This is a genomic window from Verrucosispora sp. WMMC514 (genome assembly GCF_027497295.1).
Classification (GTDB): domain Bacteria; phylum Actinomycetota; class Actinomycetes; order Mycobacteriales; family Micromonosporaceae; genus Micromonospora; species Micromonospora palythoicola.
In genome coordinates, this window is record NZ_CP114906.1 from 4,257,422 (window position 1) to 4,283,952 (window position 26,531).

27 protein-coding genes and 1 pseudogene are annotated in these 26,531 nt (G+C 72.1%); 17 read left to right on the forward strand and 11 right to left on the reverse strand.

The window, feature by feature from the left end:
* Positions 1 to 47: 47 nt before the first annotated feature.
* Entirely contained in the window at positions 48 to 1,532 is a 1,485-nt protein-coding gene (locus O7597_RS19865; protein WP_281580378.1) for a methyltransferase, read from the reverse strand.
* A gap of 178 nt (positions 1,533 to 1,710) precedes the next feature.
* On the opposite strand from O7597_RS19865, the pseudogene O7597_RS19870 reads away from it, so the two are divergent.
* The 3 genes and pseudogenes from O7597_RS19870 to O7597_RS19880 form a co-directional block, all read left to right on the forward strand.
* Positions 1,711 to 2,928, forward strand: a pseudogene (locus O7597_RS19870) (S8 family peptidase); the annotation flags it as partial.
* 136 nt (positions 2,929 to 3,064) lie between these two features.
* A complete protein-coding gene (locus tag O7597_RS19875; protein WP_269739245.1) occupies positions 3,065 to 3,646 on the forward strand; it encodes an HhH-GPD-type base excision DNA repair protein in 582 nt (193 codons plus the stop codon).
* Positions 3,647 to 3,677: 31 nt separating this feature from the next.
* A complete protein-coding gene (locus O7597_RS19880) occupies positions 3,678 to 4,904 on the forward strand; it encodes a low temperature requirement protein A (protein ID WP_281580379.1) in 1,227 nt (408 codons plus the stop codon).
* A 52-nt stretch (positions 4,905 to 4,956) separates the two neighbouring features.
* Here the strand turns inward: O7597_RS19880 and O7597_RS19885 are convergent, their stop codons facing one another.
* Entirely contained in the window at positions 4,957 to 5,268 is a 312-nt protein-coding gene (locus O7597_RS19885) for a hypothetical protein (protein WP_269739243.1), read from the reverse strand.
* A 2-nt stretch (positions 5,269 to 5,270) separates the two neighbouring features.
* Positions 5,271 to 5,570, reverse strand: coding sequence for a hypothetical protein (locus tag O7597_RS19890; protein WP_232511440.1), 300 nt, complete (start codon positions 5,568 to 5,570; stop codon positions 5,271 to 5,273).
* 110 nt (positions 5,571 to 5,680) lie between these two features.
* Here O7597_RS19890 and O7597_RS19895 point away from each other — a divergent pair, with 110 nt between their 5' ends.
* Positions 5,681 to 6,043 (forward strand): DUF3099 domain-containing protein, encoded by a 363-nt coding sequence (locus O7597_RS19895; RefSeq protein ID WP_164445582.1) that lies wholly within the window; start codon positions 5,681 to 5,683, stop codon positions 6,041 to 6,043.
* A 15-nt stretch (positions 6,044 to 6,058) separates the two neighbouring features.
* Here the strand turns inward: O7597_RS19895 and O7597_RS19900 are convergent, their stop codons facing one another.
* Together O7597_RS19900 and O7597_RS19905 are read right to left on the reverse strand one after the other, a co-directional pair.
* A complete protein-coding gene (locus tag O7597_RS19900; RefSeq protein ID WP_269739242.1) occupies positions 6,059 to 6,973 on the reverse strand; it encodes a PfkB family carbohydrate kinase in 915 nt (304 codons plus the stop codon).
* A 5-nt stretch (positions 6,974 to 6,978) separates the two neighbouring features.
* Positions 6,979 to 7,914 (reverse strand): pseudouridine-5'-phosphate glycosidase, encoded by a 936-nt coding sequence (locus O7597_RS19905; RefSeq protein ID WP_269739241.1) that lies wholly within the window; start codon positions 7,912 to 7,914, stop codon positions 6,979 to 6,981.
* Positions 7,915 to 8,002: 88 nt separating this feature from the next.
* On the opposite strand from O7597_RS19905, the gene O7597_RS19910 reads away from it, so the two are divergent.
* The 3 genes from O7597_RS19910 (at position 8,003) to O7597_RS19920 (ending at position 10,837) form a co-directional block, all read left to right on the forward strand.
* Positions 8,003 to 8,221, forward strand: coding sequence for a DUF3039 domain-containing protein (locus O7597_RS19910; protein ID WP_093410319.1), 219 nt, complete (start codon positions 8,003 to 8,005; stop codon positions 8,219 to 8,221).
* 39 nt (positions 8,222 to 8,260) lie between these two features.
* Positions 8,261 to 8,914: a trimeric intracellular cation channel family protein gene (locus tag O7597_RS19915; RefSeq protein WP_269739240.1), complete on the forward strand. Its 654-nt coding sequence runs from the start codon at positions 8,261 to 8,263 to the stop codon at positions 8,912 to 8,914.
* A 192-nt stretch (positions 8,915 to 9,106) separates the two neighbouring features.
* Entirely contained in the window at positions 9,107 to 10,837 is a 1,731-nt protein-coding gene (locus O7597_RS19920; protein WP_269739239.1) for a DEAD/DEAH box helicase, read from the forward strand.
* 179 nt (positions 10,838 to 11,016) lie between these two features.
* On the opposite strand, the gene O7597_RS19925 is transcribed toward O7597_RS19920, so the two are convergent.
* Together O7597_RS19925 and O7597_RS19930 are read right to left on the reverse strand one after the other, a co-directional pair.
* Positions 11,017 to 11,250 (reverse strand): hypothetical protein, encoded by a 234-nt coding sequence (locus tag O7597_RS19925; RefSeq protein WP_093410327.1) that lies wholly within the window; start codon positions 11,248 to 11,250, stop codon positions 11,017 to 11,019.
* 244 nt (positions 11,251 to 11,494) lie between these two features.
* Positions 11,495 to 13,096, reverse strand: coding sequence for an RNA polymerase sigma factor (locus O7597_RS19930; RefSeq protein WP_269739238.1), 1,602 nt, complete (start codon positions 13,094 to 13,096; stop codon positions 11,495 to 11,497).
* 287 nt (positions 13,097 to 13,383) lie between these two features.
* Between O7597_RS19930 and O7597_RS19935 the strand changes: the two genes are divergently transcribed.
* A complete protein-coding gene (locus O7597_RS19935; RefSeq protein WP_269739237.1) occupies positions 13,384 to 14,205 on the forward strand; it encodes an inositol monophosphatase family protein in 822 nt (273 codons plus the stop codon).
* A gap of 42 nt (positions 14,206 to 14,247) precedes the next feature.
* Here the strand turns inward: O7597_RS19935 and O7597_RS19940 are convergent, their stop codons facing one another.
* The gene (locus O7597_RS19940) at positions 14,248 to 14,763 is read right to left on the reverse strand and encodes a LytR C-terminal domain-containing protein (protein WP_269742607.1); all 516 of its coding nucleotides are present in this window, start codon (positions 14,761 to 14,763) and stop codon (positions 14,248 to 14,250) included.
* 429 nt (positions 14,764 to 15,192) lie between these two features.
* Here O7597_RS19940 and O7597_RS19945 point away from each other — a divergent pair, with 429 nt between their 5' ends.
* Positions 15,193 to 15,489 carry a DUF4193 domain-containing protein gene (locus O7597_RS19945; protein WP_007075406.1) on the forward strand — a complete coding sequence of 99 codons (297 nt, stop codon included), beginning with the start codon at positions 15,193 to 15,195 and terminating at the stop codon, positions 15,487 to 15,489.
* A 143-nt stretch (positions 15,490 to 15,632) separates the two neighbouring features.
* Positions 15,633 to 16,427, forward strand: coding sequence for a hypothetical protein (locus tag O7597_RS19950; RefSeq protein WP_281580380.1), 795 nt, complete (start codon positions 15,633 to 15,635; stop codon positions 16,425 to 16,427).
* A 57-nt stretch (positions 16,428 to 16,484) separates the two neighbouring features.
* On the opposite strand, the gene O7597_RS19955 is transcribed toward O7597_RS19950, so the two are convergent.
* Entirely contained in the window at positions 16,485 to 16,976 is a 492-nt protein-coding gene (locus O7597_RS19955) for a DUF3093 domain-containing protein (protein WP_164445572.1), read from the reverse strand.
* Between the two features lie 86 nt (positions 16,977 to 17,062).
* Between O7597_RS19955 and dut the strand changes: the two genes are divergently transcribed.
* The 4 genes from dut to O7597_RS19975 all read left to right on the forward strand — a co-directional run bounded on the left by dut (position 17,063) and on the right by O7597_RS19975 (position 19,567).
* Complete coding sequence (gene dut / locus O7597_RS19960; protein WP_269739235.1) at positions 17,063 to 17,593, forward strand: dUTP diphosphatase; 531 nt, start codon at positions 17,063 to 17,065, stop codon at positions 17,591 to 17,593.
* Entirely contained in the window at positions 17,590 to 18,258 is a 669-nt protein-coding gene (locus tag O7597_RS19965; RefSeq protein ID WP_269739234.1) for a DUF3710 domain-containing protein, read from the forward strand. The genes dut and O7597_RS19965 overlap by 4 nt, the downstream gene beginning before the upstream one ends.
* A gap of 174 nt (positions 18,259 to 18,432) precedes the next feature.
* Positions 18,433 to 18,813 (forward strand): OB-fold nucleic acid binding domain-containing protein, encoded by a 381-nt coding sequence (locus tag O7597_RS19970; RefSeq protein WP_269739233.1) that lies wholly within the window; start codon positions 18,433 to 18,435, stop codon positions 18,811 to 18,813.
* Positions 18,814 to 18,844: 31 nt separating this feature from the next.
* Complete coding sequence (locus tag O7597_RS19975) at positions 18,845 to 19,567, forward strand: DUF3159 domain-containing protein (protein ID WP_269739232.1); 723 nt, start codon at positions 18,845 to 18,847, stop codon at positions 19,565 to 19,567.
* Between the two features lie 45 nt (positions 19,568 to 19,612).
* On the opposite strand, the gene O7597_RS19980 is transcribed toward O7597_RS19975, so the two are convergent.
* Both O7597_RS19980 and O7597_RS19985 read right to left on the reverse strand, forming a co-directional pair.
* Positions 19,613 to 20,302, reverse strand: coding sequence for a TrkA family potassium uptake protein (locus O7597_RS19980; protein ID WP_269739231.1), 690 nt, complete (start codon positions 20,300 to 20,302; stop codon positions 19,613 to 19,615).
* Positions 20,303 to 20,304: 2 nt separating this feature from the next.
* Positions 20,305 to 20,967, reverse strand: coding sequence for a TrkA family potassium uptake protein (locus O7597_RS19985; protein ID WP_269739230.1), 663 nt, complete (start codon positions 20,965 to 20,967; stop codon positions 20,305 to 20,307).
* Between the two features lie 152 nt (positions 20,968 to 21,119).
* On the opposite strand from O7597_RS19985, the gene O7597_RS19990 reads away from it, so the two are divergent.
* From O7597_RS19990 to dxs, 3 genes are all read left to right on the forward strand, one after another.
* A complete protein-coding gene (locus tag O7597_RS19990; protein ID WP_269739229.1) occupies positions 21,120 to 23,168 on the forward strand; it encodes an APC family permease in 2,049 nt (682 codons plus the stop codon).
* Complete coding sequence (locus O7597_RS19995; protein WP_281580381.1) at positions 23,165 to 24,385, forward strand: TRAM domain-containing protein; 1,221 nt, start codon at positions 23,165 to 23,167, stop codon at positions 24,383 to 24,385. Before O7597_RS19990 ends, O7597_RS19995 begins: the two co-directional genes overlap by 4 nt.
* A 154-nt stretch (positions 24,386 to 24,539) precedes the next feature.
* Positions 24,540 to 26,486, forward strand: coding sequence for a 1-deoxy-D-xylulose-5-phosphate synthase (gene dxs / locus O7597_RS20000; RefSeq protein ID WP_269739227.1), 1,947 nt, complete (start codon positions 24,540 to 24,542; stop codon positions 26,484 to 26,486).
* Positions 26,487 to 26,531 lie beyond the last annotated feature (45 nt).

The following is a 26,531-nucleotide window of genomic DNA, read 5'->3' on the forward strand; positions in this document are numbered from 1 at the left end:
CACCACCGACGCGCGACCGCTTGCCGGCGGTGCGGGCATCGGGCGGCTCATGGCTGCACCGGCGCGATGAAGCCCCGCTCCACCAGGTGTGCCACGATCGGCCCGGCCGCCTCGGCCAGCTCGTCGACGGCCACGTCGTGGGCGACGGCGAGCAGCGCCAACTGGTCCCGCAGCGGCAACCGCCCGTCGGCGCCGCCCACCAGCGCGAGCACCAGTGGGTCGATCTCCTCGGTCCAGCGCAGTCCGTCGGGCAGGGCGAGCACCTGCCGGTCCACCCCCCAACCGTCGGCGCCCATCGTCGCTTCCTGGCGCAGTTGCAGCCCGTCGGCGGCGCGATACCGCGCGGCCAGCAGCCCGTCGGTGTCGCGACCGCGCAGCCAGTCCTGCCGGTCGAACCAGTCGGCGATCCGATCGCCCATCGGTGGCTGCACCCGCTGGCGCAGGTCCTCCACCCGCAGCACCGGGTCGGCGCGGTCGCTGCGGCGCAGCGAGACGATGCCGAAGCCGATCGCCTCCACCTTGTGCGCGTCGAACCAGTCGAGCCAGTCGGCCATCCGCTGCGGGTCGGTGGCCTCCCCGACATCGGTCAGCCACAGGTTGACGTACGCCATCGGGTCGGCGACCTCGCGCTGGATGACCCAGGCGTCCAGGCCGGTGCCGGCGAACCAGCCGGCGACCCGCTCGCCCCAGTCCTCGCCGGTGACGTGCACCCAGTTGGCGAGGTACTGCATGGCGCCGCCTGCGGTGAGCAGGCCCGGGGCGGCTGCGGCCAGCTCCGCGCCGATCGCGTCGCCGACCCGACCGGAGTCGCGGTAGACGTGGGTGGTCGTGCCCGGCCCGACCACGAACGGCGGGTTGCTCACCACGAGGTCGAACCGCCGGCCGGCGACCGGGGCCACCAGGTCGCCGTGCAGCAACTCCCAGTCCTGACCGTTGAGGGCGGCGGTGGTGGCGGCGAAGCGCAGCGCCCGCCGGGACACGTCGGTGGCGGTGACCCGCCGCGCGTGGGTGCCCAGGTGCAGTGCCTGCACGCCCGAGCCGGTACCCAGGTCCAGCGCGCTGTCCACCGGCCGTCGGACGGCCGCCCCGATCATCGTCTGGGTCGCACCGCCGATGCCGAGCACGTGTTCGGCGTGCAGCGGGCGGCCGGGGCGGGCGCTGGCCGGCACATCCGCGAGGACCCACCAGTCGTCGCCGTACGGCTCCAGGTCCAGCCCCATCCGCAGCCCGTCGCCGTGCCGTTCGACGATCCCCGCCTCGAGGGCGTCGGTGAGTGGCAGCGGCGCCAGCGCGGCGGCCACCGCCGCCTCCGGCTCGGTCTGCTCGCAGATGAAGATCCGGATCAGGGTCGCGAGGGGGTCCCGGTCGGCGGTGGCGCGCAGCGCGGCTCGGAAGTCGTTGCGGGCGACTCCGCCGGTCGCCTGCGGGCCGAGCCGGGCGGCGATGCCGTTCGCGGTGAAGCCCGCCCGGGTCAGCGCGGTCCGCAGCGCTTCGATGCCGGCGCGGGAGAGCAGCATGTCATGTCCGTCCACACCGTCATCCTGCCTGGTGGCGTCGGGTCCGGAGACCACCGCCCGTGACATCGGAAGTTAAATCTACTGACATCTATGTCATATTCGTCGATCTAACGCTAGCATTCCCTCCAACTCAGTCCAGGGTGCGGACCGCCCGGCCAGAAGCCCGGTCGGCCGCCCAGGTAAGGGAGGCACGATGTCCTCAGGGTCCACCGCGCGGCGGCAGCTCATCCGGGCGCTCGCCGTCGTCGCCACCGCGGCGGCCGTCTCGGCGGCCGGCACCACCGCGGCGGTCGCCGCACCCACCGGCGAGATCCGTGGCGCCGGCGCGTCGAACGCGGTCAGCGGTAGCTACCTGGTCGTCCTGCGCACCGACGCCGTCGGTGCCGCCGGTTCGTCGACGGCTCGCTCTGCCGTTCCGGACCGGGCCAGTGCCCTGGTCAAGCGGTACGGAGGCAGTGTCTCCGACACCTACAGCGCCGCGCTCACCGGTTTCGCGGCGAAGATGACCGCCGCCCAGGCGGCCCGGCTCGCCGCCAACTCGGCGGTGGCCTACGTGGAGCAGGACCAGGTGGTCACGATCCAGGCGACCCAGACCAACGCGACCTGGGGCCTGGACCGCATCGACCAGCGCAACCGGCCGCTGAGCACCACCTACACCTACCCGAACACCGCGTCGAACGTGCGGGCGTACATCATCGACACCGGAATCCGGACCTCCCACAGCCAGTTCGGCGGCCGGGCCACCTGGGGCACCAACACCGTGGACAGCAACAACACCGACTGCAACGGCCACGGCACCCACGTCGCCGGCACGGTCGGCGGTTCGACCCACGGTGTGGCCAAGGGGGTCCGCCTGATCGCGGTGAAGGTGCTCAACTGCTCCGGCGGTGGCACCACCACCAGCGTGGTCAACGGGGTGAACTGGGTGACCGCCAACGCGGTGAAGCCGGCCGTGGCGAACATGAGCCTGGGTGGCGGTGCCAGCACCTCCATCGACAACGCGGTGCGCAACTCGATCGCCTCCGGCGTCAGCTACGCGGTCGCGGCGGGCAACTCCAGCGCCAACGCCTGCAACTACTCGCCGGCCCGGACCTCGACCGCGATCACCGTCGGCTCGACCACCAGCACCGACGCCCGGTCCTCCTTCTCCAACTACGGCTCCTGCGTGCACATCTTCGCGCCGGGTTCGAGCATCACGTCGGCCTGGCACACCAGCAACAGCGCCACCAACACGATCAGCGGCACCTCGATGGCCTCGCCGCACGTGGCCGGTGCCGCCGCGCTCGTGCTCGGCGCCAACCCGTCCTACTCGCCGGCCCAGGTCAAGAGCTACCTGGTCAACAACGCCACCACCGGCGTGGTGACCAGCCCGGGTAGCGGCTCGCCGAACCGCCTGCTGTTCGTGGTCAACTGACCCACACCCCGCGTGATCGGCCCGGCGGACGGTGCGAACCGATCCGCCGGGCCGCGTCACGTCGTGTCCCGACCGGTCGGTCCGGAAGGGGTGTCAGTGCCCGTCCCGACCGGCGTACGGGCAGGATGAGGGCATGACGCTCGCGCTGCCCATCGACCCGCAGGCGAACCAGCTGCTGGCCCGCGATCCGCTGGCCCTGCTCGTCGGCATGGTTCTCGACCAGCAGGTCTCGATGGAGAAGGCCTTCTCCTCGCCGTACGTGCTGGCCCAGCGGCTCGGCCACGACCTGGACGCCCGGGAACTGGCCGGCTTCGATCCGGAGGCCCTGGTGGCCATCTTCGCCCAACCACCCGCGCTGCACCGCTTTCCCAAGGCGATGGCGGCCCGGGTGCAGGAGGTGTGCCGGGTGCTGGTCGAGCGCTACGACGGCGACGCCGCCCGGCTCTGGGCGGACCCGGCCGACGGCCGCGAGCTGCTCGGGCGGATCACCGCCCTGCCCGGATTCGGTCGGCAGAAGGCCCAGATCTTCCTCGCCCTGCTCGGCAAGCGGTTCGGGGTGCAACCGCCGGGTTGGCGGGAGGCCGCGGGCCACTACGGTGATCCGGACGCTCACCGGTCCGTCGCGGATGTGACCGATGCCGAGTCACTGCGCCTGGTTCGGGAGTACAAACAGCAGGTGAAGGCGGCGGCGAAGGCGAGCGCACGCGGGGACTGACCGGGCCGCCGACGACGGCAGGGGGCGGTCGATGGCGCAGCGGGGCGGCGCGCTGCTGCGTGGTGGGCACGGAACAGCGCGGACCACCTTCCTGGAACTCTTTCTCGACCTGGCCTTCGTCTTCGCCTTCACCCGGGTCTCGGTCCGCTTCATCGGCGAGGTCGAGCACGGGCTGACCGTGCTGGGCTTCCTGGAGACCCTGATCCTCTTCCTCGCCCTGTGGCACGTCTGGACATTGATCAACTGGGTCACCAGCCGGTACGAACCGGACGCCCTGACGATCCAGCTCGTCGTGGTCGGGACCATGCTCGGCAGCCTGGTGATGGCCGTCGCCGTGCCCCGGGCGTTCGAGGAGCGGGCGCTGGCGTTCGTCATGGCCTATCTGGTGACGGTGATCGGCCGACCGCTGATCATCGCCGCCGTGCTGGGTCGGCATCCACGCCGTACCGTGCCGTGGCGGCTGGCCGCCTGGGCGGCAGCGTCGGGGGCGCTCTGGCTGGCCGGTGCGCTCGGGCCCGCCGACCTGCGGTTCGGGCTGTGGGCGCTGGCCATCACCATCGATCTGGCCGGCTACCTGCTGGGTTGGCCGGTGCCTGTGCTGGGGCGGGCGCCGGTCTCGGCCTGGCGGATCGCCGGGGAGCACATCGCGGAGCGCTACCAGCAGATCTTCCTCATCGCGCTGGGCGAGACGGTCCTGGTCATCGGGATCACCTACAGCGGCGAGGGGTTCGGCCAGCTCGCGGCGGCGGCCTTCACGGTCGCCTTCCTCACCACCGCGCTGCTCTGGCGGATCTACTTCCATCGGGCCGGTCACCTGCTCGTCGAGGCGCTGCGGCTGGCCCGGTCGCCCGGTCGGCTCGGTGCCTCCGCCTCCACCACGCACCTGGTCATGGTGCTCGGCGTACTGCTCACCGGGGTGGGCTACGAGTTGGTCATCGTGAAACCGTTCGACCGGGTCGAGCCGGCGTGGCTGGTCTTCATCGTCGGCGGGCCGGCCCTGTTCCTGTTGGGGCGGGCCCGTTTCGAGTACGAGATCTTCGCCCGGGTCTCCCGCCGCCGGGTGTTGATGATGCTGGCGTTGCTCGGGTCCGCTCCGCTGCTCCTGCTCGGCACGCCGATGCTGGCGTTGTCCGTGGTCGCGGCCGGCCTGGCCCTGGTAGCCGTCGTGGACGGGTTGCGTGCTCGTGACCAGCCGATGGAGCCATCGGCATCTCCGCTGGACCGTCCGGATCCGGGTGATGCCAACTTCCCGACCTGACCCGCGCGCCGCGGACCGCCGCGCGGGTCGCCGAGGGTGGTCGATGATCCCGTCAGGCAGCGCTCGGATGGGCCAGCGAGGCGATGGCCCGCCGGACGTCGGCCAGCGAGACGGTCGCCGAGTCGTCCAGGTCGGCCAGGCCCGTCTCGATCCACTGCCGCATCAGCGTCGTCACGCCGATGCCCCGGGCTTCGGCGGCGGCCCGGACCCGTTCGTAGGTCTCCAGCGGCAGCCGGACGGATCGGCTGACCATCGGAGTCTCGGTGTCGGGGGTGGGCAGGCCCACCGCCTGGCTCTCGTCGATCAGATCGGCGATCCGGTCGCCGCCGCCGTGGAACTGCTTGATCGCGTCGTGACGGTTCATCGTCACCGCCTCCTCGTCTCCGGAGAATTCCGCACGGCCTCGTCGTAGCGTTTGGCCTCGACGTCGCTCAACTCGCGGGCGGAGAGGACGTCCCAGTCGTTGTCGGCACCGTCGGTCTCGGCCAGCAGCACCGCCACCCGGCGTCCGCGGGCAGTGGGGGCGTAGACCACCATCACGTCGTCGCCGAGGTGGCGGATCACCCGCCGGCCGCTGTGCAGCGCCTCCCAGACTTCCCCCGGCGTGACGTCGTAGACCCGCAGATTGGCCAGCGCCTCGTCGGTGAAGCTGAACCTGCTGCCCACGCGGCGAGCGTACCACGGCCGTAACACGGATTTCGGGGCCGACGAAGCTCGTCGCCCGCCCGGTCGGAGTGACAGGATGGGATGCGACCCCTCCGGAGGAGGTACCACGGGTGAAGCGCCAGGCGTACCAGCCGATCCTCATCACCGACGCCGCCCGCAGCCAGGATGATCAACTGACCAGCCGGCAGCGGCGTTACGTCGTGATGATGGGTGTCCGCGTCGCCTGCGTGATCGTCGGCGCGATCCTGGTCGGGGTGCGGGCACCACTGCTCTGGCTCTGGCTGCCGCTGGTCGCGCTGGGCATGGTGCTCATCCCGTGGCTCGCGGTACTGCTGGCCAACGACCGGCCGCCCAAGGAGCGTCACCGCCTCGCCAACCGCTTCTCGTCGCGTTCGGCCACCGAGGCGGCACCGCCTCCGATGAGCCTCGCCGCCGAGGAGCGGCCCCACAAGGTCATCGACGCGGAGCCTTGACCCGCCCGGCGTGGCTCAACGAACCGGTCGGGCCCCGACCTGCGCCACCGCCGCGGCACCGAGATCGACGGCCCGGGCCAGGGCGGCATCGGGTGCCGCCCCGGCCAGCCAGGCACGCAGCAGGCCTGCCGCGAAGGCGTCACCCGCCCCGGTCACGTCCCGCACCGCCACCCGGTGCGCCGCCGAGGTGACGATCGTGGCGTCCCGATCGACCCAGACGGCACCGGCCCCGCCGCGTTTGACCACCACCCGGCGGGCCACGGAGAGCAGTGCCCGGCCCTGCGCCGCCGGCTCCAGTCCACCGGCCAGCACGGTCGCCTCGTCGACGTTGACCAGCAGCAGGTCGACCTCGCGTACCCAGGTCAGAAAGGCTGCCGCCCCGACCGCCCGCAGCGGTGCCGCGGAGGCCGCGTCGACGCTCGTGGTGAGGCCGCGTTCGCGGGCGCCGGCCAGCGCCCGCAGGCCGGCCGGTCGGGAGCCCGCGTCCAACAGGGTGTACCCGGACAGGTGCAGGTGCGTGGCGTCCGGCGCGTCGGACAGCGCCGCGTCCACGTGGTCGGGACGCAGCCGTACGTTCGCGCCACGCTCGGTGACCATGGTGCGTTCGTCGCCGGCGGTCAGCACGATCACCGTGCCGGTGGCGGACCCGGCGATCTCGTCCACCGCGCAGTCGACTCCGGCCGCGGTCAGCTCCGCCACCCGGTCACGCCCGGCGCCGTCGTCGCCGACGGCGCCCACCAGGGTCACCGGTACGCCCTGGGCGGTCAGCCAGGACGCGGTGTTGGCGGCCTGGCCGCCACCGGTGGAACGGATCGCCGCCGGGGTGTCGGAGCCGGACGCCAACGGTCCGGAGAGCACCGCCACCACGTCCGTGACCACGTCGCCGACGACCAGGACCCGGCCGGTACCGCCGCTGTCGTTCTCGGTCACCCCGGTCACGCCGACGCGTCGACCCGGCGCTGGGCCGCGGCGACCGCGATCCGGGCGGCCAGGTCGGCGTTGCGCAGGATGATCCGGACGTTCACCGCCAGGCTGGCACCCTGCGTCGCGGAGTGGAAGTGGGCCAGCAGGTACGGCGTGACGGCCTTGCCGGTCACCCCGTCGCGCTCCAGCCGGGCGAGACCCTCGGTGAGGGTACGGTCGTGCAGGTCCGGGTCGAGCTGCTCGTCGGTGGGCAGCGGGTTGGCGACGATCAGCCCGCCATGGTGTGCCCGGTGCCGCTCGCGGGCGGCCAGCACGTCGGCGACCCGTTCCGGGGAGTCGACCGACCAGTCCAGGTCGAAGCCGCCGTCGGTGATGAAGAAGCCCGGAAACCGGCGGGTCCGGTAACCGACCACGGCCACCCCGAGGGTCTCCAGCCGCTCCAGGGTCGCGCCCACGTCGAGGATCGACTTCACCCCGGCGCAGACCACCGCGATCGGCGTACGCGCCAGGGTGACCAGGTCGGCGGACTCGTCGAAGGTCTGCGCCGCCTCGCGGTGCACCCCGCCCAGCCCGCCGGTGGCGAACACGCCGATGCCCGCCGCGGCCGCCACGGCACTTGTCGCGGCCACGGTGGTGGCGCCGTCAGCGCCGGATGCGGCCGCCACCGCGAGGTCGCGGACGGAGAGTTTGGTCACCCCGTCGGCGGTGGCCAGCCGGGTCAGTTCGGCGTCGTCGAGCCCGACCACGAGTTCGCCGGCCACCATGCCGATGGTGGCCGGCACCGCCCCGGCGTCCCGGACGGCCTGTTCGATCTGCCGGGCCACCCGGAGGTTGTCCGGCCGGGGCAGGCCGTGCGAGACGATGGTGCTCTCCAGCGCGACCACGGGCCCCTGCTCGCGCAGGGCCCGGGCCACCTCGGTGCCGTAGCGAAGATGAAAGTCGGTCACAATCGCTCACCGTACGCCCGCCCTCCGGGTCACCTCAGGTGGACCGGGTGCGGGTGACCTGCCAGACTTGTCGGTTGGAGGTGCAGACGTGAGTACACAGATCCTCGAACGTCCCGAGCTGAAGGACGCCGACACCGGTCCGGAGATGTTCCACTACGTCCGGAAAGAAAAGATCGCCGAGAGTGCCGTCATGGGCACCTTCGTCGTGGCGCTGTGCGGGGAGACGTTTCCGGTGACGAAGACGCCCAAACCGGGTTCGCCGGTCTGCCCGAAGTGCAAGGAGATCTACGACTCGTACCGCGAGTGACGCCCTCGGTCCGCGCGGCGGCCCGCGTAACCTGCGGCGGTGACCACCTCCACCGCCCTTCTCCTGGCTGACCTGGCCGGAGTCGCGGTCTTCGCCGCCTCGGGCGCCTCCGCGGCGGTGGCCAAACGGCTCGACCTCTTCGGCGTGGTCTTCGTCGGCTTCGTCGCCGCCCTCGGCGGCGGGATCGTCCGGGACCTGGTCATCGACGAGGTTCCGCCGTTGGCCTTCGCCGACTGGCGTTACGCGGGTACCGCCGCCGTGACCGCCGCAGCGATCTTCTGGCTGCATCCACAGTTCGCCCGGCTGCGCACCACCGTCCTGGTGCTTGATGCGGCCGGGCTCGGCCTGTTCACCGTCGCCGGCACCCTCAAAGCCCTCGACGCCCAGGTCCCGGCGGTCGGTGCCTGCCTGATCGGCATGATCACCGCGATCGGTGGAGGACTCGTCCGCGACCTGCTCACCGGTGAGATTCCGGTGGTACTGCGGCGGGAGATCTACGCGGTCGCGTCGCTCGTCGGCTCGATCGTGGTGGTGCTCCTCCACGGCCTCGGGCACACCGGGCCGATCCCGCTCACCGTCGCCGTGGTGCTGGTCTTCGGCGTACGCCTGGTGGCCCTGCGTCGGCGCTGGTCGGCTCCGGTGGCGACGGTGCGACCACCCCGCACCGGCCTGTCGGGGCCGCCGCCGGAGTGAGCCGGCAGTGGCGCACGGCACCCCGGTAAGGGGTGTGGCGTCGCGTGGGCGGCCGGGCGGCTGCTGGTTATGCTGAGTCGGCCTTCGCGGCTCGGCTGCGCGGAGGCATTTTCGTGGGGCGACCGCCGTGCCCCCCGGCCCGGGCCGCCGGCCTGCGGCCGGGACATTCCGTGGCCGGAGAGGAGCGAACGGGTGGCAGTCCGGACGCCGGCGCTCGACACGTTTCCATCCCTCCGCGCCTGGCAGCGCAAGGCTCTGGTGGAGTACCTGCGCCGTCGGGCTGAGGACTTCACCGCGGTCGCCACCCCCGGGGCCGGAAAGACCACCTTCGCCCTGCGCATCGCCGCCGAACTGCTCGCCGACGGCAGCGTCGAGGCGGTCACCGTGGTCGCGCCGACCGAACACCTGAAGACCCAGTGGGCGGAGGCGGCGGCCCGGGTGGGCATCCAACTCGACGCCGCCTTCCGCAACGCCGACCTGCACTCCTCGGCCGACTTCCACGGTGCCGTGGTCACCTACGCGCAGGTCGGAATGGCACCGCAGGTGCACCGGCGGCGCACCATGACCCGCCGGACCCTGGTCATCCTCGACGAGATCCACCACGCCGGTGACTCGCGTACCTGGGGGGACGGGGTGAAAGCGGCCTTCGAGCCGGCGGTACGCCGGCTGATGCTCACCGGTACGCCCTTCCGGTCCGACGACAACCCCATCCCGTTCGTCAGCTACGAGCGGGGCGGTGACGGCCTGCTGCGTTCCCGGGCCGACTCGGTCTACGGCTACAGCGACGCGCTGCGCGACGGCGTGGTACGGCCGGTGCTGTTCCTGGCGTACTCGGGTGAGACCCGGTGGCGGACCAACGCCGGGGAGGAACTGGCGGCCCGGCTGGGCGAACCGATGACGCAGGATCTCATCGCCCAGGCGTGGCGTACCGCCCTGGATCCGGCGGGCGACTGGATGCCGCAGGTGCTGCGGGCGGCCGACGCCCGGCTGACCGTGCTGCGGGAGGCGGGCATGCCCGACGCGGGCGGCCTCGTCATCGCCAGTGACCAGCAGACGGCCCGCTCGTACGCCAGGCTCATCGAGCAGGTGACTGGGGAGCGGGCGGCCGTGGTGCTCTCCGACGACGCGGGTGCCTCGGCCCGGATCGCGACGTTCGCGGCGTCCGAGCAACGATGGCTGGTCGCGGTGCGAATGGTGTCCGAAGGCGTCGACATCCCCCGGCTGGCCGTCGGTGTGTACGCGACAAGTGCCAGCACCCCGTTGTACTTCGCGCAGGCGATCGGGCGCTTCGTCCGGGCCCGACGCCCGGGGGAGACCGCGTCGGTCTTCCTGCCCAGCGTGCCGCACCTGCTCGGGCTGGCCAGTGAGATGGAGGCCGAGCGGGACCACGTGCTCGGCAAACCCAAGGACCGCGAGGGCTTCGACGACGAACTGCTGGACCGGGCTCAGCGCGACGAGCAGGCCAGCGGTGAACTGGAGAAGCGTTTCGCCGCGCTGTCCGCCACGGCGGAACTGGATCAGGTGATCTTCGACGGGGCCTCGTTCGGTACGGCGGCCCAGGCCGGCACCCCCGAGGAGGAGGAGTATCTCGGCCTGCCCGGGCTGCTCACCTCGGAACAGGTGGCGTCACTGCTCGCCAAACGACAGGCCGACCAGCTCGCTGCCCAGCGACGTCGGGCGACCGAGCGAAGGACGGAATCCGCGGCGCCAGCGTCCGCTCCGCCGGCACCGATGAGCGCCGCCCAGCGCCGGGTGGCCCTACGCCGCCAGCTCAACGCCCTGGTCGCGGCCCAGCACCACCGCACCGGCCAGCCCCACGGCAAGATCCACGCTGAGTTGCGCCGGATCTGCGGCGGCCCACCCAGCGCCCAGGCCACCATTGAGCAACTGGAAGAACGCATAGCCACCGTCCAGACCCTCTGACACCGCCCACCCCACCGACCCCACCCCCTCCATGGGCACCGGACGGCCCCCGCCGCCCCGTCATCGTGGGGGCGGTTTCGGGACGCGAACCTCTTGGTCCACCAAGGCCAGGGCATGGAAAAGCCGGCCGGAGACACCCTGTGGGTGTCTCCGGCCGGCTTGTGTCGGTCGCTCAGGCCTCAGTTGGCCATCAGGTCAGCGCCGCGCCAGGTGAACTCCGGGTCCGTCGCGTACCGCACGGTGATCTTGACGAGATCCTCGGCGTACTTGTTGGCGTGGTGCCCACAGAACACCAGCTCACTGCCACCCGCCAGGGTGATCCGGAGCTTGCCGGCGGCATTGCAGCGGTCGCACCGTTCATCGGCGGCCGGGGGGCTCACCGTCTCGGGCGGCGGCGTGAGGGTCGGGGTCATCGCCTTCCTCCTCTGGTCGTCACCGATGAACACTCTCTTCGGTCTTGGTCACCTATCGTGCAACACCCTTGTCGGGCCTCGCCTTCCCTGTGTGCCCGCGGGGGACCGAGGTCACACCTGGCACGGATAGTGTGCCGTGCACCCAGGGTGCCACGTCAACGATCACATTCGTGCAACCACCTGATCACCATCCGACGTTGTACGCCAGGTGGTCAAAACGGCACGATCAGTTGACGGATGCTGATCAGTCGAGGTAGTCCCGGAGAACCTGGGAACGCGAGGGATGCCGGAGCTTGGACATCGTCTTGGATTCGATCTGCCGGATCCGTTCGCGGGTCACTCCGTAGACCTGACCGATCTCGTCCAGGGTACGCGGTTGGCCGTCGGTCAGCCCGAACCGCAGACGTACCACACCCGCCTCACGCTCGGACAACGTCTGCAGCACCTGCTGGAGCTGGTCCTGAAGCAGAGAGAACGAGACCGCGTCGACGGCGACCACGGCCTCCGAGTCCTCGATGAAGTCACCGAGCTGGCTGTCGCCCTCGTCACCGATGGTCTGGTCGAGCGAGATGGGCTCCCGGGCGTACTGCTGGATCTCCAGCACCTTCTCCGGTGTGATGTCCATCTCCTTGGCCAACTCCTCCGGCGTGGGCTCCCGGCCCAGATCCTGGAGCAGCTCGCGCTGTATCCGGCCCAGCTTGTTGATCACCTCGACCATGTGGACCGGGATGCGGATGGTGCGGGCCTGGTCGGCCATGGCGCGGGTGATGGCCTGTCGGATCCACCAGGTGGCGTAGGTGGAGAACTTGTAGCCCTTGGTGTAGTCGAACTTCTCCACGGCCCGGATGAGGCCGAGGTTGCCTTCCTGGATGAGGTCGAGGAAGGCCATGCCCCGGCCCGTGTACCGCTTGGCCAGCGAGACGACCAGGCGGAGGTTCGCCTCCAGCAGGTGGTTCTTGGCCCGCTCACCGTCCCGGGAGATCCACAGCAGGTCGCGCTGCATGTCGCGGGCGAGCTTCTCCTCGCCCTCGTCGGCGGCCCGCAGCCGCTCGGCGGCGTAGAGCCCGGCCTCGATCCGCTTGGCCAGCTCCACCTCCTGCTCGGCGTTGAGCAGCGGGACCTTGCCGATCTGCTTGAGGTACGCCCGGACCGAGTCCGCCGAGGCGGTCAGCTCGGCGTCCCGACGCGCCTGCTTGAGCGCCTCGGACTCCTCGTCGTCCCACTCGAAGTCGTTGTCGGTGGCGGAGTTCGCCGCGTCGGCCGCGGCGGCCTGGGCCAGCTCCGCCGGCTCCTCGACCACCACGTCCTCGATCTCAGCGGCGAGTTCCTCCGGATTGACCTCGCCCTCGGCCGCCTCGCCCTCGGCTGCGTTGGCCGGCTTCGCCGCGCCCGCCGCGGCGGCCACCGTCGCCTTGGTGGCCCGGGTGGACTTCTTGGCCGGCGCGGCGGCCTTGGCGGCCACTGCCGCGGTGGTCCCGGCCGCCTTGCGGGAGGTCGCCTTCCGCGGTGCCGGTGCCGATGCCTCCTCGGCCGCAGGCGCCTGCTTCGGGGCGGGCGCGGCCGCCTTCTTGGTGGTCTTGGCGGTGGTGGCCCGGGACGCGGGGGTGGCGGACCGGGCGGCGGCGACCCGGCGGCGGGTGCTGGCCGAGCCGTCGACCACGACGGTCACCCCGGCCTCGGAAAGCGCCCGCAGGATCTTCTTGGCCTGGGCCGGAGTCACCTCGGCGGACTCGACGGTGCGCGCGAGCTGGGCCGACGTGAGCTGGCCGCCGGCGCTCTGCGCGTGGGCGATCAAAGTGTCGGTGAGCGAGCGAACGTCGGCGCCGGTCTGGCGGGGTTCTGTCACGAATGACCTTCCGGAGGCGAAGAGCGAGCACGGCCGGGTTCGTCCGACGCAGCGTAGGGCACCGCGCCGGGCGATGTGGTTGAGGAACCCCCGTGTCCCGGGCCGGCCGGTTGTCGGGCGGCCCGTGGCGCGTGGGCAGGGGTGAATTGTAACGCCGTCTGCGGCGATCATCCTGCGCCGCACGGCTGATCGGCGGTCGGGACCGCCGATTCGGTGCGCTTTTGGACTTTGTAAGGATGATACCCGCGCGGAAGCCGGATACCTGGCCGTGCGGGAAGGGAACGGATATGGAGCGCGCGGCGCCACCGCCACCGCAACTGCTGGAGATCGCGATCGAGGTGGCCCGGGGCGCGGCGGCCACCGCGTACCGGATGCGGACCGAAGGCGTCTCGGTCGCGGCGACCAAGAGCACCGTCACCGACGTGGTGACCGCGGCTGACCGGGCCGTGGAGCGTCAGATCACCGCCGAACTGCGCCGGCTGCGGCCGGATGACGCCGTGTTGGGCGAGGAGTACGGTGCCGCGGCCAGTGGCGACGGCCCGCGTGCCCGGGTGCGGTGGATCGTCGACCCGATCGACGGCACCGTCAACTACCTGTACGGCCTGACGCACTGCGCGGTGTCCATCGCCGCGGAGGTGGACGGCGAGGTGGTGGCGGGTGTGGTGCGCAACATCCACACCGGCGAGGAGTGGACCGCGACCGTCGGCGGGGGTGCCTGGCGGGCGGGTCGGCGGCTGCACTGCTCCACCGAGACCGATCTCGGTCAGGCGCTGGTGATCACCGGCTTCGGCTACGACGCCGCCCGCCGGGTTCACCAGGCCCGCGTACTGGCCGAGCTGATTCCGCACGTGCGCGACATCCGCCGTCTCGGCGCCGCGGCGGTCGATCTCTGCCTGGTCGCCGAGGGGCGGGCCGACGCCTACTACGAGAAGGGTCTGGCCGCCTGGGACCAGGCCGCCGGGGCGCTGGTGGCCACCGAGGCCGGTCTGCGGGTCGGTGGGCTCAAGGGGGTGGCCCCCGGGCCGGAGATGGTCGTTGCCGCCCCACCGGCGCTGTTCGACGCGTTGCACGACCGCCTGGCCGCCCTGGACGCCTCCGGCGGCCCCTGAGGCCGCCTGGTGCCCGGTCGGACCCGCTCGAAGACCCGGCGGTCAGCCGTCGACCGGCATCGGGCAGGAACCGGGCGGGGCGACCGGGGCACCCAGGTCGCCCAGCGACTGGTTGACCTCGGTGATGGTGGCCAACTGCTGGAAGCTGCCGCCCAGGACCACGTCGACGATGTCGTCCTCGCGCTTGGGGTCGTACTCCAGTTCGGCGTCGCCGAGGAAGTACGCCCGCAGCAGGTGCGCCGAGCCGACTCCCTTCGGCCCGTAGCGCAGCACCGCCACGTCGTCGATCTTCTTCTTCTGGGTCGCTTCCTTCTGCACCTGGAAGTCGCGGTTACGGAAGTCGCCCGCGACGTCGGCGGCCAGACCGGGACGATCCGTGCCGTTCAGCACGTTGATCTTGACGTCCTTGTGGTCGCGCAGGGTGACGTCGGCGCGCGGCCAGTCGTCCGGACAACCCGCACCGGCGCCGGCGTTGCTCTGGGTGTCCCGGACCAGGGCGACGACCACGAAGACCAGGGCGACCACCGCCAGTAAACCGACGACAACGAGTGCTCGCACTCGCGCAAAGCTCATCAGGTCACTCCCGGGCAGTGGTGGGTGGCGGCGGCCGACCATCGGGCCGTTCCGTCGGTCGTCGGGTACGCCGCTGAGGTTAACGGGTGTCCGACCGTCGCGTGGAAACAGTCCGACATGCCGGCGCGCCACCGGAGAACGGGGTAGTACTACCCCTATCTTCGTGTCGCCTGAGTCACATTGGGAACAACTTCCCGTGCAGGGGCGTACATCTCAGCCACGAGGGCGGTATACATGCCTCGCCCAAAGGGGGGGTAGGGTTCCGCGCTCGCCGGGGAGATCCTCTGGCGGTCTGGTCCGAGCGGTCGTCGGGTCAGGTGGCCGACACTAGCGGTAGCCGGCCAGCGGAACCGAAACAGCGTCGTCCGGCGTTACAACCGGAAGCGACAACATCGAAATGGGAGAGTGAAACCGATGGCCACCGACTACGACGCTCCGCGCCGCGACGAGGTCGACCTCGGCGAGGACAGCCTGGAAGAGCTCAAGGCCCGGCGCGTCGACTCGCAGTCGGGCGCCGTGGACGTCGACGAGGCCGAAGTGGCTGAGAGCTTCGAGCTGCCCGGGGCCGACCTTGCCGACGAGGAACTGACGGTCAAGGTGCTACCGATGCAGCAGGACGAGTTCCGCTGCGCCCGCTGCTTCCTGGTGCACCACCGCAGCCAGCTCGCGGTGGAACGCAACGGCGAGCTGATCTGCCGAGAGTGCGTCTGACCGCAGGGCGACGACCACGACCATGGCGGCGACTCCCAAGTGGAGTCGCCGCCGCCCGGCTCGGCGAGCGCGACGCCGCGCAACCTGGTTGACTCGATAGCCATGAGCGAGCGAATCGGCGGGCGCGGCGCCGTGGTGCGGTCATGAGCGAGGACAGCGAGCGCACCGAGGACCGCGACGAGTTGGGCAAGACCGTCGCGGCGCTGACCGCCGACGAGATCGAGCCGGCAAGACGGCGTCAACTGCTCACCCGGCTGGTCGGCCAGGCTCGGGCCCGGGGGATCGGCGACCTGTTCAAGCCGAGGGCCGCGCTGCGCTGGATGGTGGACACCGTCGCGGAGATCGCCCCGCACGTGCCGGTTCGGGACCTGGCCACCCTGCGCCGCCATTTTCCCGGGCTGTCGGACGAGGAACTGGCCGACCGGCTGGTCCGCAACGCCTCCCGGGCCACGGCGGGGGTCGGCGCGGCCGGCGGCGGAGCCTCGGCGGTGCAGTGGACCGTGACACCGACCCTGCTGTCCGCTCCGGTACTGCTCGCCGCCGAGACGGTCGCGGTGGTGGCGGTGGAGCTGAAGTTGACCGGTGAGCTGCACGAGATCTACGGCCTACCGCTGCCGGCCGGCGGCACCGAGCGGACGATCGCGTTGGTGCAGGCATGGGCCAGCCAGCGCGGCGTCAACCCGATGATGCCCGGCGTCGGCGTGGGCGCCGTGCTGGGTACGGCCGCCCGGAACGAGCTGCGGGACACGCTGCTCAAGCGGTTCGGCCGCAACCTCACCACGCTCGGTCCCTTCCTCACCGGAGCCGCGGTGGCGAGCTACCTGAACCGGCGGGCGACCCGGACGCTGGCCGACCAGCTCCGCGCCGACCTGCGCCGGCAGCGGCACAGCCTGCCCGGTGCGTCGCCCACCCCGCCGGCCCTGCCGGAGTCGTCCTGACCGCCGGCAGCGGCGTCGGCGGACAGCGCACGGTCCGGTGAGCGGTGGCGGCTCGGATCAGCGGGCCGCGTCCCGCGCGGCCAGCAGCGCTTCGGCCAGCTCGACCGGGTGGCGGGAACTGACCACCCAGAACGGCGTAGGGTCGGCCGGGTCGTTCAGGACCACCTGGACGGCACCGGGGACCCACGGGCGCTGGACGACGAACGCCAGCGGATCGGCGCCTACACCGAGCACCTCACGCCGCCCCGCGGCGTCCAGCGCGACGGCGTCCGCGACGAACCGGACGGGCAGCCGGGCGTCGTCGACCCGCAGCTCCGCGTCGGTCACCGCGACCCGGATCCGGCCCAACCACGCCAGCCCGGCGGCAGCGGCGGGCAGCAGCACCGCGAACGGCAGCCAGGCGCGCGCACCGGCCGCGCCCATCCACACCTCCACGGCGAGCAGGGCGGCGGCCGCGAGCCCGGCGAGCCACAACCACCAGGGCAGCCGCAGGCGCTCGGCGTACGCCGGGGGGGCCGAGACGGACGAAGGTGACGCTGACTGGCTCACTCGTGCCAGGGTACGGCGCGGCGGCCCTCGGGTACCGGGCAGGATGACAGGGTCACCCCCAGCGGAACGGACGAAAGAGGGACATCGTGACCGACGTGGTGCCCGTGCCGGTCCGGCGGCTCGATCCCGAGCTGCCGATGCCGGCGTACGCCCATCCCGGTGACGCCGGTGCCGATCTGGTGGCGGCCGCCGACGTGGAGCTGCCACCGGGCGGTCGGGCGCTGGTGCCGACCGGCGTGGCGATCGCCCTGCCCGAGGGGTACGTGGGCCTGGTCCATCCCCGATCGGGGCTCGCGGCCAGACTCGGCGTGACGGTGCTCAACGCGCCCGGTACGGTCGACGCCGGCTACCGGGGTGAGATCCTGGTCAACCTGATCAACCACGATCGGGCCGCGGCGGTGAAGATCGCCCGGGGTGACCGGATCGCGCAGCTGATCGTGCAGCGGGTGGAACGAGCGATCTTCCAGCCGGTGGCCGAGCTGCCCGCGTCCGGACGCGGGACCGGCGGGCACGGCTCCACCGGCGGGCACGCCGGGCTGGTACCGCCGCCGGCCACGGACGGCGCGAACGGAAAAGATGGCACCGTGAGTGCGAACAGCGGAGGTTGGACGCAGTGATCTTCTCCCGGAAGCGGGCCGCGGGACGGCACGCCCTTGACGAGCGGGCCACGAACCTGCCCGAGACCGAGGACGCCCCGTCGGTTCCGGCGGAGCCGGCGCGCGGGCCGTACGACGTCACCGAGGCCCCGACCGAGGTGCAGCGGCTCGACCTGGGCAGCCTGCAGATCCCGGCGGTGCCCGAGGTCGAGGTGCGGGTGCAGGCCGACCAGCAGGGGGTGGTCCAGCAGGTCGTGCTGGTGCACGGCCAGAGCGCCCTGCAACTGGGCGTCTTCGCGGCCCCGCGGTCCGAGGGGATCTGGGACGAGGTACGGGAAGAGATCCGCCAGTCGCTGGTCGCCGACGGCGCCGCCGCGCAGGAGGCCACCGGCGAGTACGGCACCGAGCTGCACGCCCGGGTACGCACCGAGGACGGCCTGACCGATCTGCGGTTCGTCGGCATCGACGGCCCGCGCTGGATGGTTCGGGCGGTCTACCAGGGCGCGGCGGCCACCGATCCGTCCGCCGCCGGTCCGTTGACCCGCTGCCTGGACGGGCTGGTCGTCGACCGGGGTGTGGAGGCCAAGCCGGTGCGTGAGCCGCTGCCGCTGCGGCTGCCCCGGGAGGCGGGAGAGGCCGCAGCGGCCGGTCCGGCCGACGCCGCGTCGGCGCCCGGGAACCGCTGATCGGCCAGCAGCGGCCCCGCGCCCGCGCGGGTGCCCGGCCCGGCCGCAGGAGCGCTTCCGGTGCGCCGGGAACGGCCTGTCCGGCGTACGCTGGCGGGTGCCGTCGCGGCAGTTGTCCGGCGGCGGTGGCTTCCGAGACCGGCCAACCGGTGTGGAGAGGGTGACGCGGAGCACATGGCCACCGACGAGGGTCGGGGTTCGCTGCGGCGGATGTTGCGACGGCTGACCGCGAGCGAGGCCGAGATCGAGGCGCAACAGCTGCAGCGGGAGAGTGCCCGCTGCGGCGCGATGCCGGTGTTGCAGTGCGGTCGGGGGCAGGTGGTGTCGGTCAGTGGCCGCCTGCGTACCGTCGTCTACACCCCCCGGACGAACCTGCCGGCGCTGGAGGCGGATCTCTACGACGGCAGTGACGTCGTGACCCTGGTCTGGCTCGGGCGGCGGCACATCGTCGGCATCGAGCCGGGCCGGCACCTGACGGCCCGGGGGCGGGTCGCGGTGCGCGACGACCGCAAGGTGATCTACAACCCGTACTACGAGCTGGAGCCGTCGAAGTGAACCTGCGGGCGTTGCGGATGGACAGCGGGCGATGACGACCGGACAGCAGCCGGCGACCCAGCCGGAGACCGGGCCGGTGGACGAGGAGCGGCTGCCCACCGTCGCCGAGCAGATGGCCGACCAGCTCGGCGGTTGGCGAGGGCTGGCCGAGTCCAGCGTCCCGGTGGTGGTCTTCGTGATCGCCAACATCGTCACCGACCTGCGGCCAGCGGTGATCGCCTCGGTGGCGGTGGCGCTGCTGATCGGTGGGCTGCGGTTGGCTCAGCGCCGACCGGTGCGGCACGCGGTCAACGGGCTGGTCGGCATCGGGATCGGCGCCGCCATCGCCTGGCGTACCGGCGACGCGCGTGACTTCTACCTGCCGGGGATCCTCTACGGCATCGGCTACGGCCTGGCCCTGCTGCTGTCGGCGGTGATCCGGCAACCGCTGGTCGGCTGGATCTGGTCGGTGCTGGTGGCCAAGGGCAGCTCGCAGTGGCGCGACGACCCCCTGCTGGTGCGCACCTTCACCAGGCTGACCGTGCTGTGGGGCGTCGTCTGGCTGGCCAAGGTGGGCGTGCAGGCCGGCATCTACCTGGCGGCCCGCCGGTTCGACCAGCTTGGCGACGAGGCCGCCGCCGCCGACATGGAGACCGCCCTCGGGGTGGCGCGGCTGGCCCTGGGCTACCCGCCGTACGTGCTGCTGTTGCTGATCACGGTCTGGACGGTGCGGCGGGTGACCCGCGAGCACCGCACGGAGCCACTGCCGAGCTGAGCCGCCCCGGCGGTCGGGGTGCCGGGGCCCGACCCGGCGCAGTGGTCAGCGTGACTCGCGGGTGCGCTCGACGCTGTCCGGGCCGAGCACCACCGCCCGTACCGCGTCCTCCACCTCGGCGGTGCAGACGAAGACCAGCTCGTCGCCGGCCTCGAGCGGGTCGTCCGGGCTGGGTACCAGGACGCGCTTGCCGCGCAGGATCGCCACCAGCGCGGAGTCCCGGGGCAGGGGCACCTCGCGCAGCGGGTGCCCGACGTAGGGCGCGGTCGGCGGCAGGGTGATCTCGACCAGGTTCGCCTCGCCCTGCCGGAACGTCATCAGCCGGACCAGGTCGCCGACGGTGACCGCCTCCTCGACCAGCGCGGCCATCACCCGGGGCTTGCTGACCGCCACGTCCACGCCCCACTGCTCGGTGAACAGCCACTCGTTCTCGGCCCGGTTGACCCGGGCGACCACCCGGGGCACCGCGAACTCGGTCTTGGCCAGCAGCGAGACCACCAGGTTCACCTTGTCGTCGCCGGTGGCCGCGACCACCACGTCGCAGCCGGCCAGCTCGGCCTCCTCCAGGCTGGCCAGCTCGCAGGCGTCGGCCAGCACCCATTCGGCGTCCGGCACGCGGGCCGGCCGGAGCATCCGGGGTTGCCGTTCGATGAGCATCACCTGGTGCCCGTTCTCGATCAGCTCCTGGGCGATGGAGCGGCCCACGTTGCCGGCGCCGGCGATAGCGACCCGCATGATCACTGACCCCCTTCCGGCGTCGCCGCCACGGATGTGACCGCCGCCACCATGTCGTCGGTGACCAGCATGAAGATCTGGTCGCCCTCCTGCACCACGCTGGCCACCGTGGGCAGCGTGCCGATGCCGAAGCGGATCAGGTACGCCACCCGGGCGCCGGTCGCCTCCTCCAGGGCCCGCACCGGGCGGCCGATCCAGTCCTTGTGCACCGGCACCTCGACGATCGAGACGGTGCTCGTCGGATCGCGGAAGATCTCCACGTTCCCTTCGGGCAGCAGGTGCCGCAGCATCCGGTCGGCCGTCCACCGGACGGTGGCCACGGTGGGGATGCCCAGTCGTTCGTAGACCTGCGCGCGGCGCTGGTCGTAGATGCGAGCCGCGACCCGGACCACACCGAACGTCTCGCGGGCCAACCGGGCCGAGATGATGTTGGAGTTGTCGCCGCTGGAGACGGCGGCGAAGGCGTCGGCCCGCTCGATGCCGGCCTGGCGCAACACATCGCCGTCGAAGCCGGCCCCGGTGACCGTGACCCCGGCGAAGTCGGGCCGCAGCCGGCGGAAGGCGTCCGCGTCCTGGTCGATGACCGCCACCGAGTGTCCCCGGGCCTCCAGGTTGTGAGCCAGGGTCGAGCCGACCCGGCCACAACCCATGATCACGACATGCACGCTGCCTCCCACGGTGCGTACCGCTGCGCCTCGTCGCCTGCGAGCCTGCCACGTCCGGGCCGCGGCCGGGGACCGACGGTACTCCCGCCTCGGTCACGCCCGTGACCGGCCACCCCACGTGCCCGTCGGCGGTGGCCGTACGCTTGGCCGTTGTGGCCCGATCCACCTCCCTGCTGAAGCGGCTGCTCGTCGGCCGGCCGTTCCGGTCCGACCGGCTCAAGCACACCCTCCTGCCGAAGCGCATCGCCCTGCCCGTCTTCGCCTCGGACGCGCTGTCGAGCGTGGCGTACGCGCCGGACGAGATCCTGCTGATGCTCTCCATCGCGGGCGCCTCGGCGTTCGTGTTCTCGCCGTGGGTCGCCCTCGGCGTGGTCGTGGTCATGCTGACCGTGGTGGCCAGCTACCGGCAGAACGTGCACGCGTACCCCTCGGGCGGTGGCGACTACGAGGTGGCGACGGTGAACCTCGGCCCGCGCGCCGGGGTGGGTGTGGCCAGTGCGCTGCTAGTCGACTACGTGCTGACCGTCGCGGTGTCGGTCTCGTCCGGGGTGGCCAACCTCGGCTCGGTGATCCCCTTCGTGGCGACGCACAAGGTGCTCATCGCGGTCTCCGCCGTGGTGCTGCTGACCGCGGTCAACCTGCGCGGGATCAAGGAGGCGGGCAGCGCGTTCGCCATCCCGACGTACGGCTTCATGATCGTCATCATCGGCATGATCCTCACCGGGCTGGTCCGGGTCGTCGTGCTCGGTGAGGACCTGCGCGCTCCCAGCGCCGACCTGGTGATCGCCGCCGAGTGGCACGACACCACCGGCTGGGCGATGGCGTTCCTGCTGCTACGCAGCTTCTCCTCCGGGTGCGCCGCGCTCACCGGTGTGGAGGCGATCTCCAACGGAGTGCCAGCGTTCAAGGCGCCGAAGAGCCGTAACGCCGCCACCACGCTGCTGATGCTCGGCCTGGTCGCGGTGAGCATGCTGGTCGGCATCGTCTGGCTGGCCCGGCTCACCGGGCTGCAGTTCGTCGAGGATCCCGCCCTGCAGATCGTCTCCGGCCCGGAGGGGTACGTGCAGAAGACGGTCACCGCGCAACTCGGTGAGACGATCTTCGGGCCCGGGTCGGTGCTGCTGTTCCTGGTCGTCGGGGTGACCGCGACGATCCTGTTCGTGGCCGCCAACACGGCCTTCACCGGTTTTCCGGTGCTCGGCTCGATCCTCGCCCAGGACCGCTACCTGCCCCGCCAGCTGCACACCCGGGGTGACCGGCTCGCCTTCTCCAACGGGATCCTCTTCCTGGCCGGTTTCGCGATCCTGTTGATCATCGGCTTCCAGGCCGAGGTGACCAAGCTCATCCAGCTCTACATCGTGGGTGTCTTCGTCTCGTTCACCCTCTCCCAGGCCGGGATGATCCGGCACTGGAACCGGTTGCTGCGCACCGAGCGGGACCCGCAGGTGCGGCGTCGGATGCTCCGGTCCCGGGCGATCAACAGCTTCGGCATGGCGATGACCGCCACGGTGCTGGTGATCGTGCTGATCACCAAGTTCCTGCTCGGCGCCTGGATCGCCATCGTCGCGATGGGGCTGATCTACGTGCTGATGCTGGCCATCCGCCGACACTACGACCGGGTGGCCGTCGAACTCGCCCCCGACGACGGGCGGCCGGTGCTGCCGGCCCGCAACCACGCGATCGTGCTGGTCAGCAAGCTGCACCAACCCACGTTGCGGGCGGTGGCGTACGCACAGGCCACCCGACCGGACACGCTCACCGCGGTGACCGTCAACGTCGACGACCACGACACCCGGCAGTTGCAGGCCGACTGGGACCGTCGCGGAGTGCCGATTCCGCTCACCGTGATCGACTCGCCGTACCGGGAGATCACCCGACCGATCCTGAACTACGTGGCCGGGGTCCGCCGGGAGTCGCCGCGCGACGTGGTCACGGTCTTCATCCCGGAGTACGTCGTGGGCCGCTGGTGGGAGAACCTGCTGCACAACCAGAGCGCGCTGCGGCTCAAGGGGCGGCTGCTGTTCGAACCGGGCGTGATGGTGACGAGCGTGCCGTGGCAGCTCGCCTCGACGGCCGGCAAGGACCTCGAGCGGATGGACGCCACGCTCGGCCGTGGGCCGGTGCGTGGGCCTCGGGTGGCGCCACGCGCCACCCTGCCGCCGCCCGCCGAGCGCGAGCCGTCGGACGGGGAGGCCCGGTGAGCGGGCTGGAGGAGGCCGAGCGGGTCGAGTTGACCGTGGCGGCCGTCGCTCCCGGAGGGCACTGCGTGGCCCGGGTGGACGGCCAGGTGGTCTTCGTCCGGCACGCCCTGCCGGGTGAACGGGTGCTGGCCGAGGTGACCGAGGTGCACCGGGGTTTCGTCCGGGCCGACGCGGTCACCGTGCTGGAGGCGGCACCGGACCGGGTGGACCCGCCCTGCCCGTACGCCCGACCGGGTCGGTGTGGCGGCTGCGACCTGCAACATGTCGCCCCGGACGCGCAGCTGCGCTGGAAGGCGGCGGTGGTCCGGGAGCAGCTCGTCCGCCTCGGCGGGCTGGACGAGGCCGACTGCGACGCACTGGACCTGCGGGTGACGGCGCTGCCCGGCGGTCCGCTCGGTTGGCGTTCCCGGGTCCGGTACGCGGTGGACGCGGCGGGTCGCGCCGGGCTGCTCAAGCACCGCTCCCACGAGGTGGTGCCGGTCGACCGCTGCCTGATCGCCCATCCGGCGATCCAGCAGCTGCCGGTGCTCACCTCCAGCGGGGCGAGCTGGCCGGACGCCGAGGCGGTGGAGACCGTCGCCACCACCGGCGGGGACGTGGCGGTGACCGCCGTGGCGGCCGGGGCCGGTCGGCGGGTCAGCGGCCCGGAACGGGTCCGGGAGCGGGCCGCCGGCCGCGAGTGGGTGCTGCCCGCCTCGTCGTTCTGGCAGGTGCACCCCGCCGCCGCGGACACCCTCGTCGACGCGGTGCTGGAGCTGGCCGACCCCCGGCCGGGGGAGCGGGCCTGGGATCTCTACGGTGGCGCCGGCCTGTTCGCTGCCGCGTTGGCCACTCGGGTCGGTGAGACCGGACGGGTCACCCTGGTCGAGGCGGCCGGTGACGGCGTCGCGGCGGCCCGGGAGAACCTGCGTGACCTGCCCGCCGTCGAGGTGGTGGCGGCCCGGGTGGAGATCGCCCTGGCCCGTCGCCGGGTCACCGGACCGGTCGACGTGGTGGTGCTCGACCCGCCCCGGACCGGCGCCGGGGCGCGGGTGGTACGCGACGTGCTGGCCGCAAGGCCGCGCGCGGTGACCTACGTCGCCTGTGATCCGGCGGCGTTCGCGCGGGACCTGCGGGTCTTCACCGAGCTGGGGTGGCGGTTGGCGGCGCTGCGCGGGTACGACCTGTTCCCGATGACCCGGCACGTGGAACTGGTCGGGCTGCTGGTGCCGGCCTGACCGGCCCGTCCCCGTCCGGTGGTCGGGCTGCCACGGACCGCCGGGCAGCGGGGTCGCCACGCCGGCTACGGGTGCGCAGCTGACCAGGTGCTCAGGACCGGTGGTCGCCGCGCCCGGGCTGCGCGGCGGGCGAGGGCCGATAGACTCTGCGGTCATGAGTGTTGAAGAGGACACGGCCAACCACGGCCGGCTGCTGGCCACGGTGCACGGTCCCCAGGACGTCAAGCGGATGTCCGCCACCGAACTGGACATCCTCGCCGCCGAGATCCGCGACTTTCTGATCGCCAAGGTGTCGCGTACCGGTGGGCACATCGGGCCCAATCTGGGCGTGGTGGAACTCACCCTGGCCCTGCACCGGGTCTTCGACTCTCCCCGGGACCGGCTGCTGTTCGACACCGGCCACCAGGCGTACGTGCACAAGATCGTCACCGGCCGGCAGGGCGGGTTCGACCAGCTGCGCCAGCGTGGCGGGCTCTCCGGCTACCCCAACCAGGCCGAGAGCGAGCACGACCTCATCGAGAACTCGCACGCCTCGACCGCCCTGTCCTACGCCGACGGGCTGGCCAAGGCGTACGCGCTGCGTGGCGAGTCGCGCAGCGTCGTCGCCGTGGTGGGCGACGGGGCGTTGACCGGCGGCATGTGCTGGGAGGCGCTCAACAACATCGCCGCCACCGACAACCCGTTGGTCATCGTGGTCAACGACAACGGCCGCTCGTACGCGCCGACGATCGGTGGTCTGGCCCATCACCTCTCGACGCTGCGGCTCAACCCCGGCTACGAGAAGGTGCTGGACGCCGTCAAGGACGCCCTCGGCTCGACCCCGCTGGTCGGCAAGCCGATGTACGAGGTGCTGCACGCGGTCAAGAAGGGCATCAAGGACGCGGTCGCCCCGCAGGCGATGTTCGAGGATCTCGGCATCAAGTACGTCGGGCCGGTCGACGGGCATGACATCACCGCCGTCGAGACGGCCCTGCGGGCGGCGAAGAACTTCGGCGGTCCGGTGATCGTGCACGCGGTGACCCGCAAGGGCTACGGCTACCGCCCCGCCGAGGAGGACGAGGCGGACTGCTTCCACAGCCCCGGCGCCTTCGACATCACCGACGGCAAGGCCACCGCCGCGCCGTCGGTGAAGTGGACCCACGTCTTCGCCGACGAGCTGGTGGCGATCGCGGACGAGCGGCCCGACGTGGTGGGCATCACCGCGGCGATGGCCGAGCCGACCGGCATCGCGAAGCTGGCCCGCAAGTACCCGGAGCGCACCTACGACGTGGGCATCGCCGAGCAGCACGCCGCCACGTCGGCGGCGGGCCTGGCGCTCGGTGGCCTGCACCCGGTGGTGGCGGTCTACGCGACCTTCCTCAACCGGGCGTTCGACCAGGTCCTGCTGGACGTGGCGATGCACAAGCTGCCAGTCACCTTCGTGCTGGACCGGGCCGGGATCACCGGGCCCGACGGGCCGAGCCACTACGGCATCTGGGACATGTCGGTCTTCGGGGCGGTGCCGGGTCTGCGGATCGCGGCCCCCCGGGATGCCGCCACGCTGCGTGAGGAGCTGCGTGAGGCGGTCGCCGTCGACGACGGCCCGACGATCGTCCGCTTCCCGACCGGCGCGGTCGCCGCCGATCTGCCCGGTCTACGGCGGGTCGGTCCGGTCGACGTGCTGGCGGAGTCGGCGCGTACCGACGTGCTGCTGGTCGCGGTGGGGGCCTTCGGTCAGCTTGGCGTGGACGTCGCCGCCCGGGTCGCCGAGCAGGGCTACGGGGTGACCGTGGTCGACCCACGCTGGGTCCGTCCGGTCCCGACGGAGCTGGTCGAGCTGGCCAGCGAGCACCGGCTGGTGGTGACCGTCGAGGACGGCGTCCGCTCCGGCGGGGTGGGCGACGCGCTCGCCCAGGCCATGCGCGACGCCGATGTCCGGGTGCCGCTGCGGGACCTGGGCGTATCGGCCGGCTGGCATCCGCACGGCTCGCGCAGCCAGCTCCTGACCGACCTCGGCCTGACGGCTCAGGACGTGGCCCGCGACGTGACCGGCTGGATCTCCCGCCTCGACACCGAACCGGTCGACCCGCGCCACCTGACCGCCAACCCCACCCCCAACTGACCTTCCCACCCGGCCCCGCGCGAATGCCTCGCGCCGTTGATCATG

Bases quoted from the DNA above. Each gene is read 5' to 3' on its own strand.
- O7597_RS19875 (WP_269739245.1), top strand. From the start codon at position 3,065: ATGACGCTCGCGCTGCCCATCGACCCGCAGGCGAACCAGCTGCTGGCC.
- O7597_RS19880 (WP_281580379.1), top strand. From the start codon at position 3,678: ATGGCGCAGCGGGGCGGCGCGCTGCTGCGTGGTGGGCACGGAACAGCG.
- O7597_RS19885 (WP_269739243.1), bottom strand. From the start codon at position 5,268: ATGAACCGTCACGACGCGATCAAGCAGTTCCACGGCGGCGGCGACCGG.
- O7597_RS19925 (WP_093410327.1), bottom strand. From the start codon at position 11,250: ATGACCCCGACCCTCACGCCGCCGCCCGAGACGGTGAGCCCCCCGGCC.
- O7597_RS19935 (WP_269739237.1), top strand. From the start codon at position 13,384: ATGGAGCGCGCGGCGCCACCGCCACCGCAACTGCTGGAGATCGCGATC.
- O7597_RS19945 (WP_007075406.1), top strand. From the start codon at position 15,193: ATGGCCACCGACTACGACGCTCCGCGCCGCGACGAGGTCGACCTCGGC.
- O7597_RS19950 (WP_281580380.1), top strand. From the start codon at position 15,633: ATGAGCGAGGACAGCGAGCGCACCGAGGACCGCGACGAGTTGGGCAAG.
- O7597_RS19970 (WP_269739233.1), top strand. From the start codon at position 18,433: ATGGCCACCGACGAGGGTCGGGGTTCGCTGCGGCGGATGTTGCGACGG.
- O7597_RS19975 (WP_269739232.1), top strand. From the start codon at position 18,845: ATGACGACCGGACAGCAGCCGGCGACCCAGCCGGAGACCGGGCCGGTG.
- O7597_RS19980 (WP_269739231.1), bottom strand. From the start codon at position 20,302: ATGCGGGTCGCTATCGCCGGCGCCGGCAACGTGGGCCGCTCCATCGCC.
- dxs (WP_269739227.1), top strand. From the start codon at position 24,540: ATGAGTGTTGAAGAGGACACGGCCAACCACGGCCGGCTGCTGGCCACG.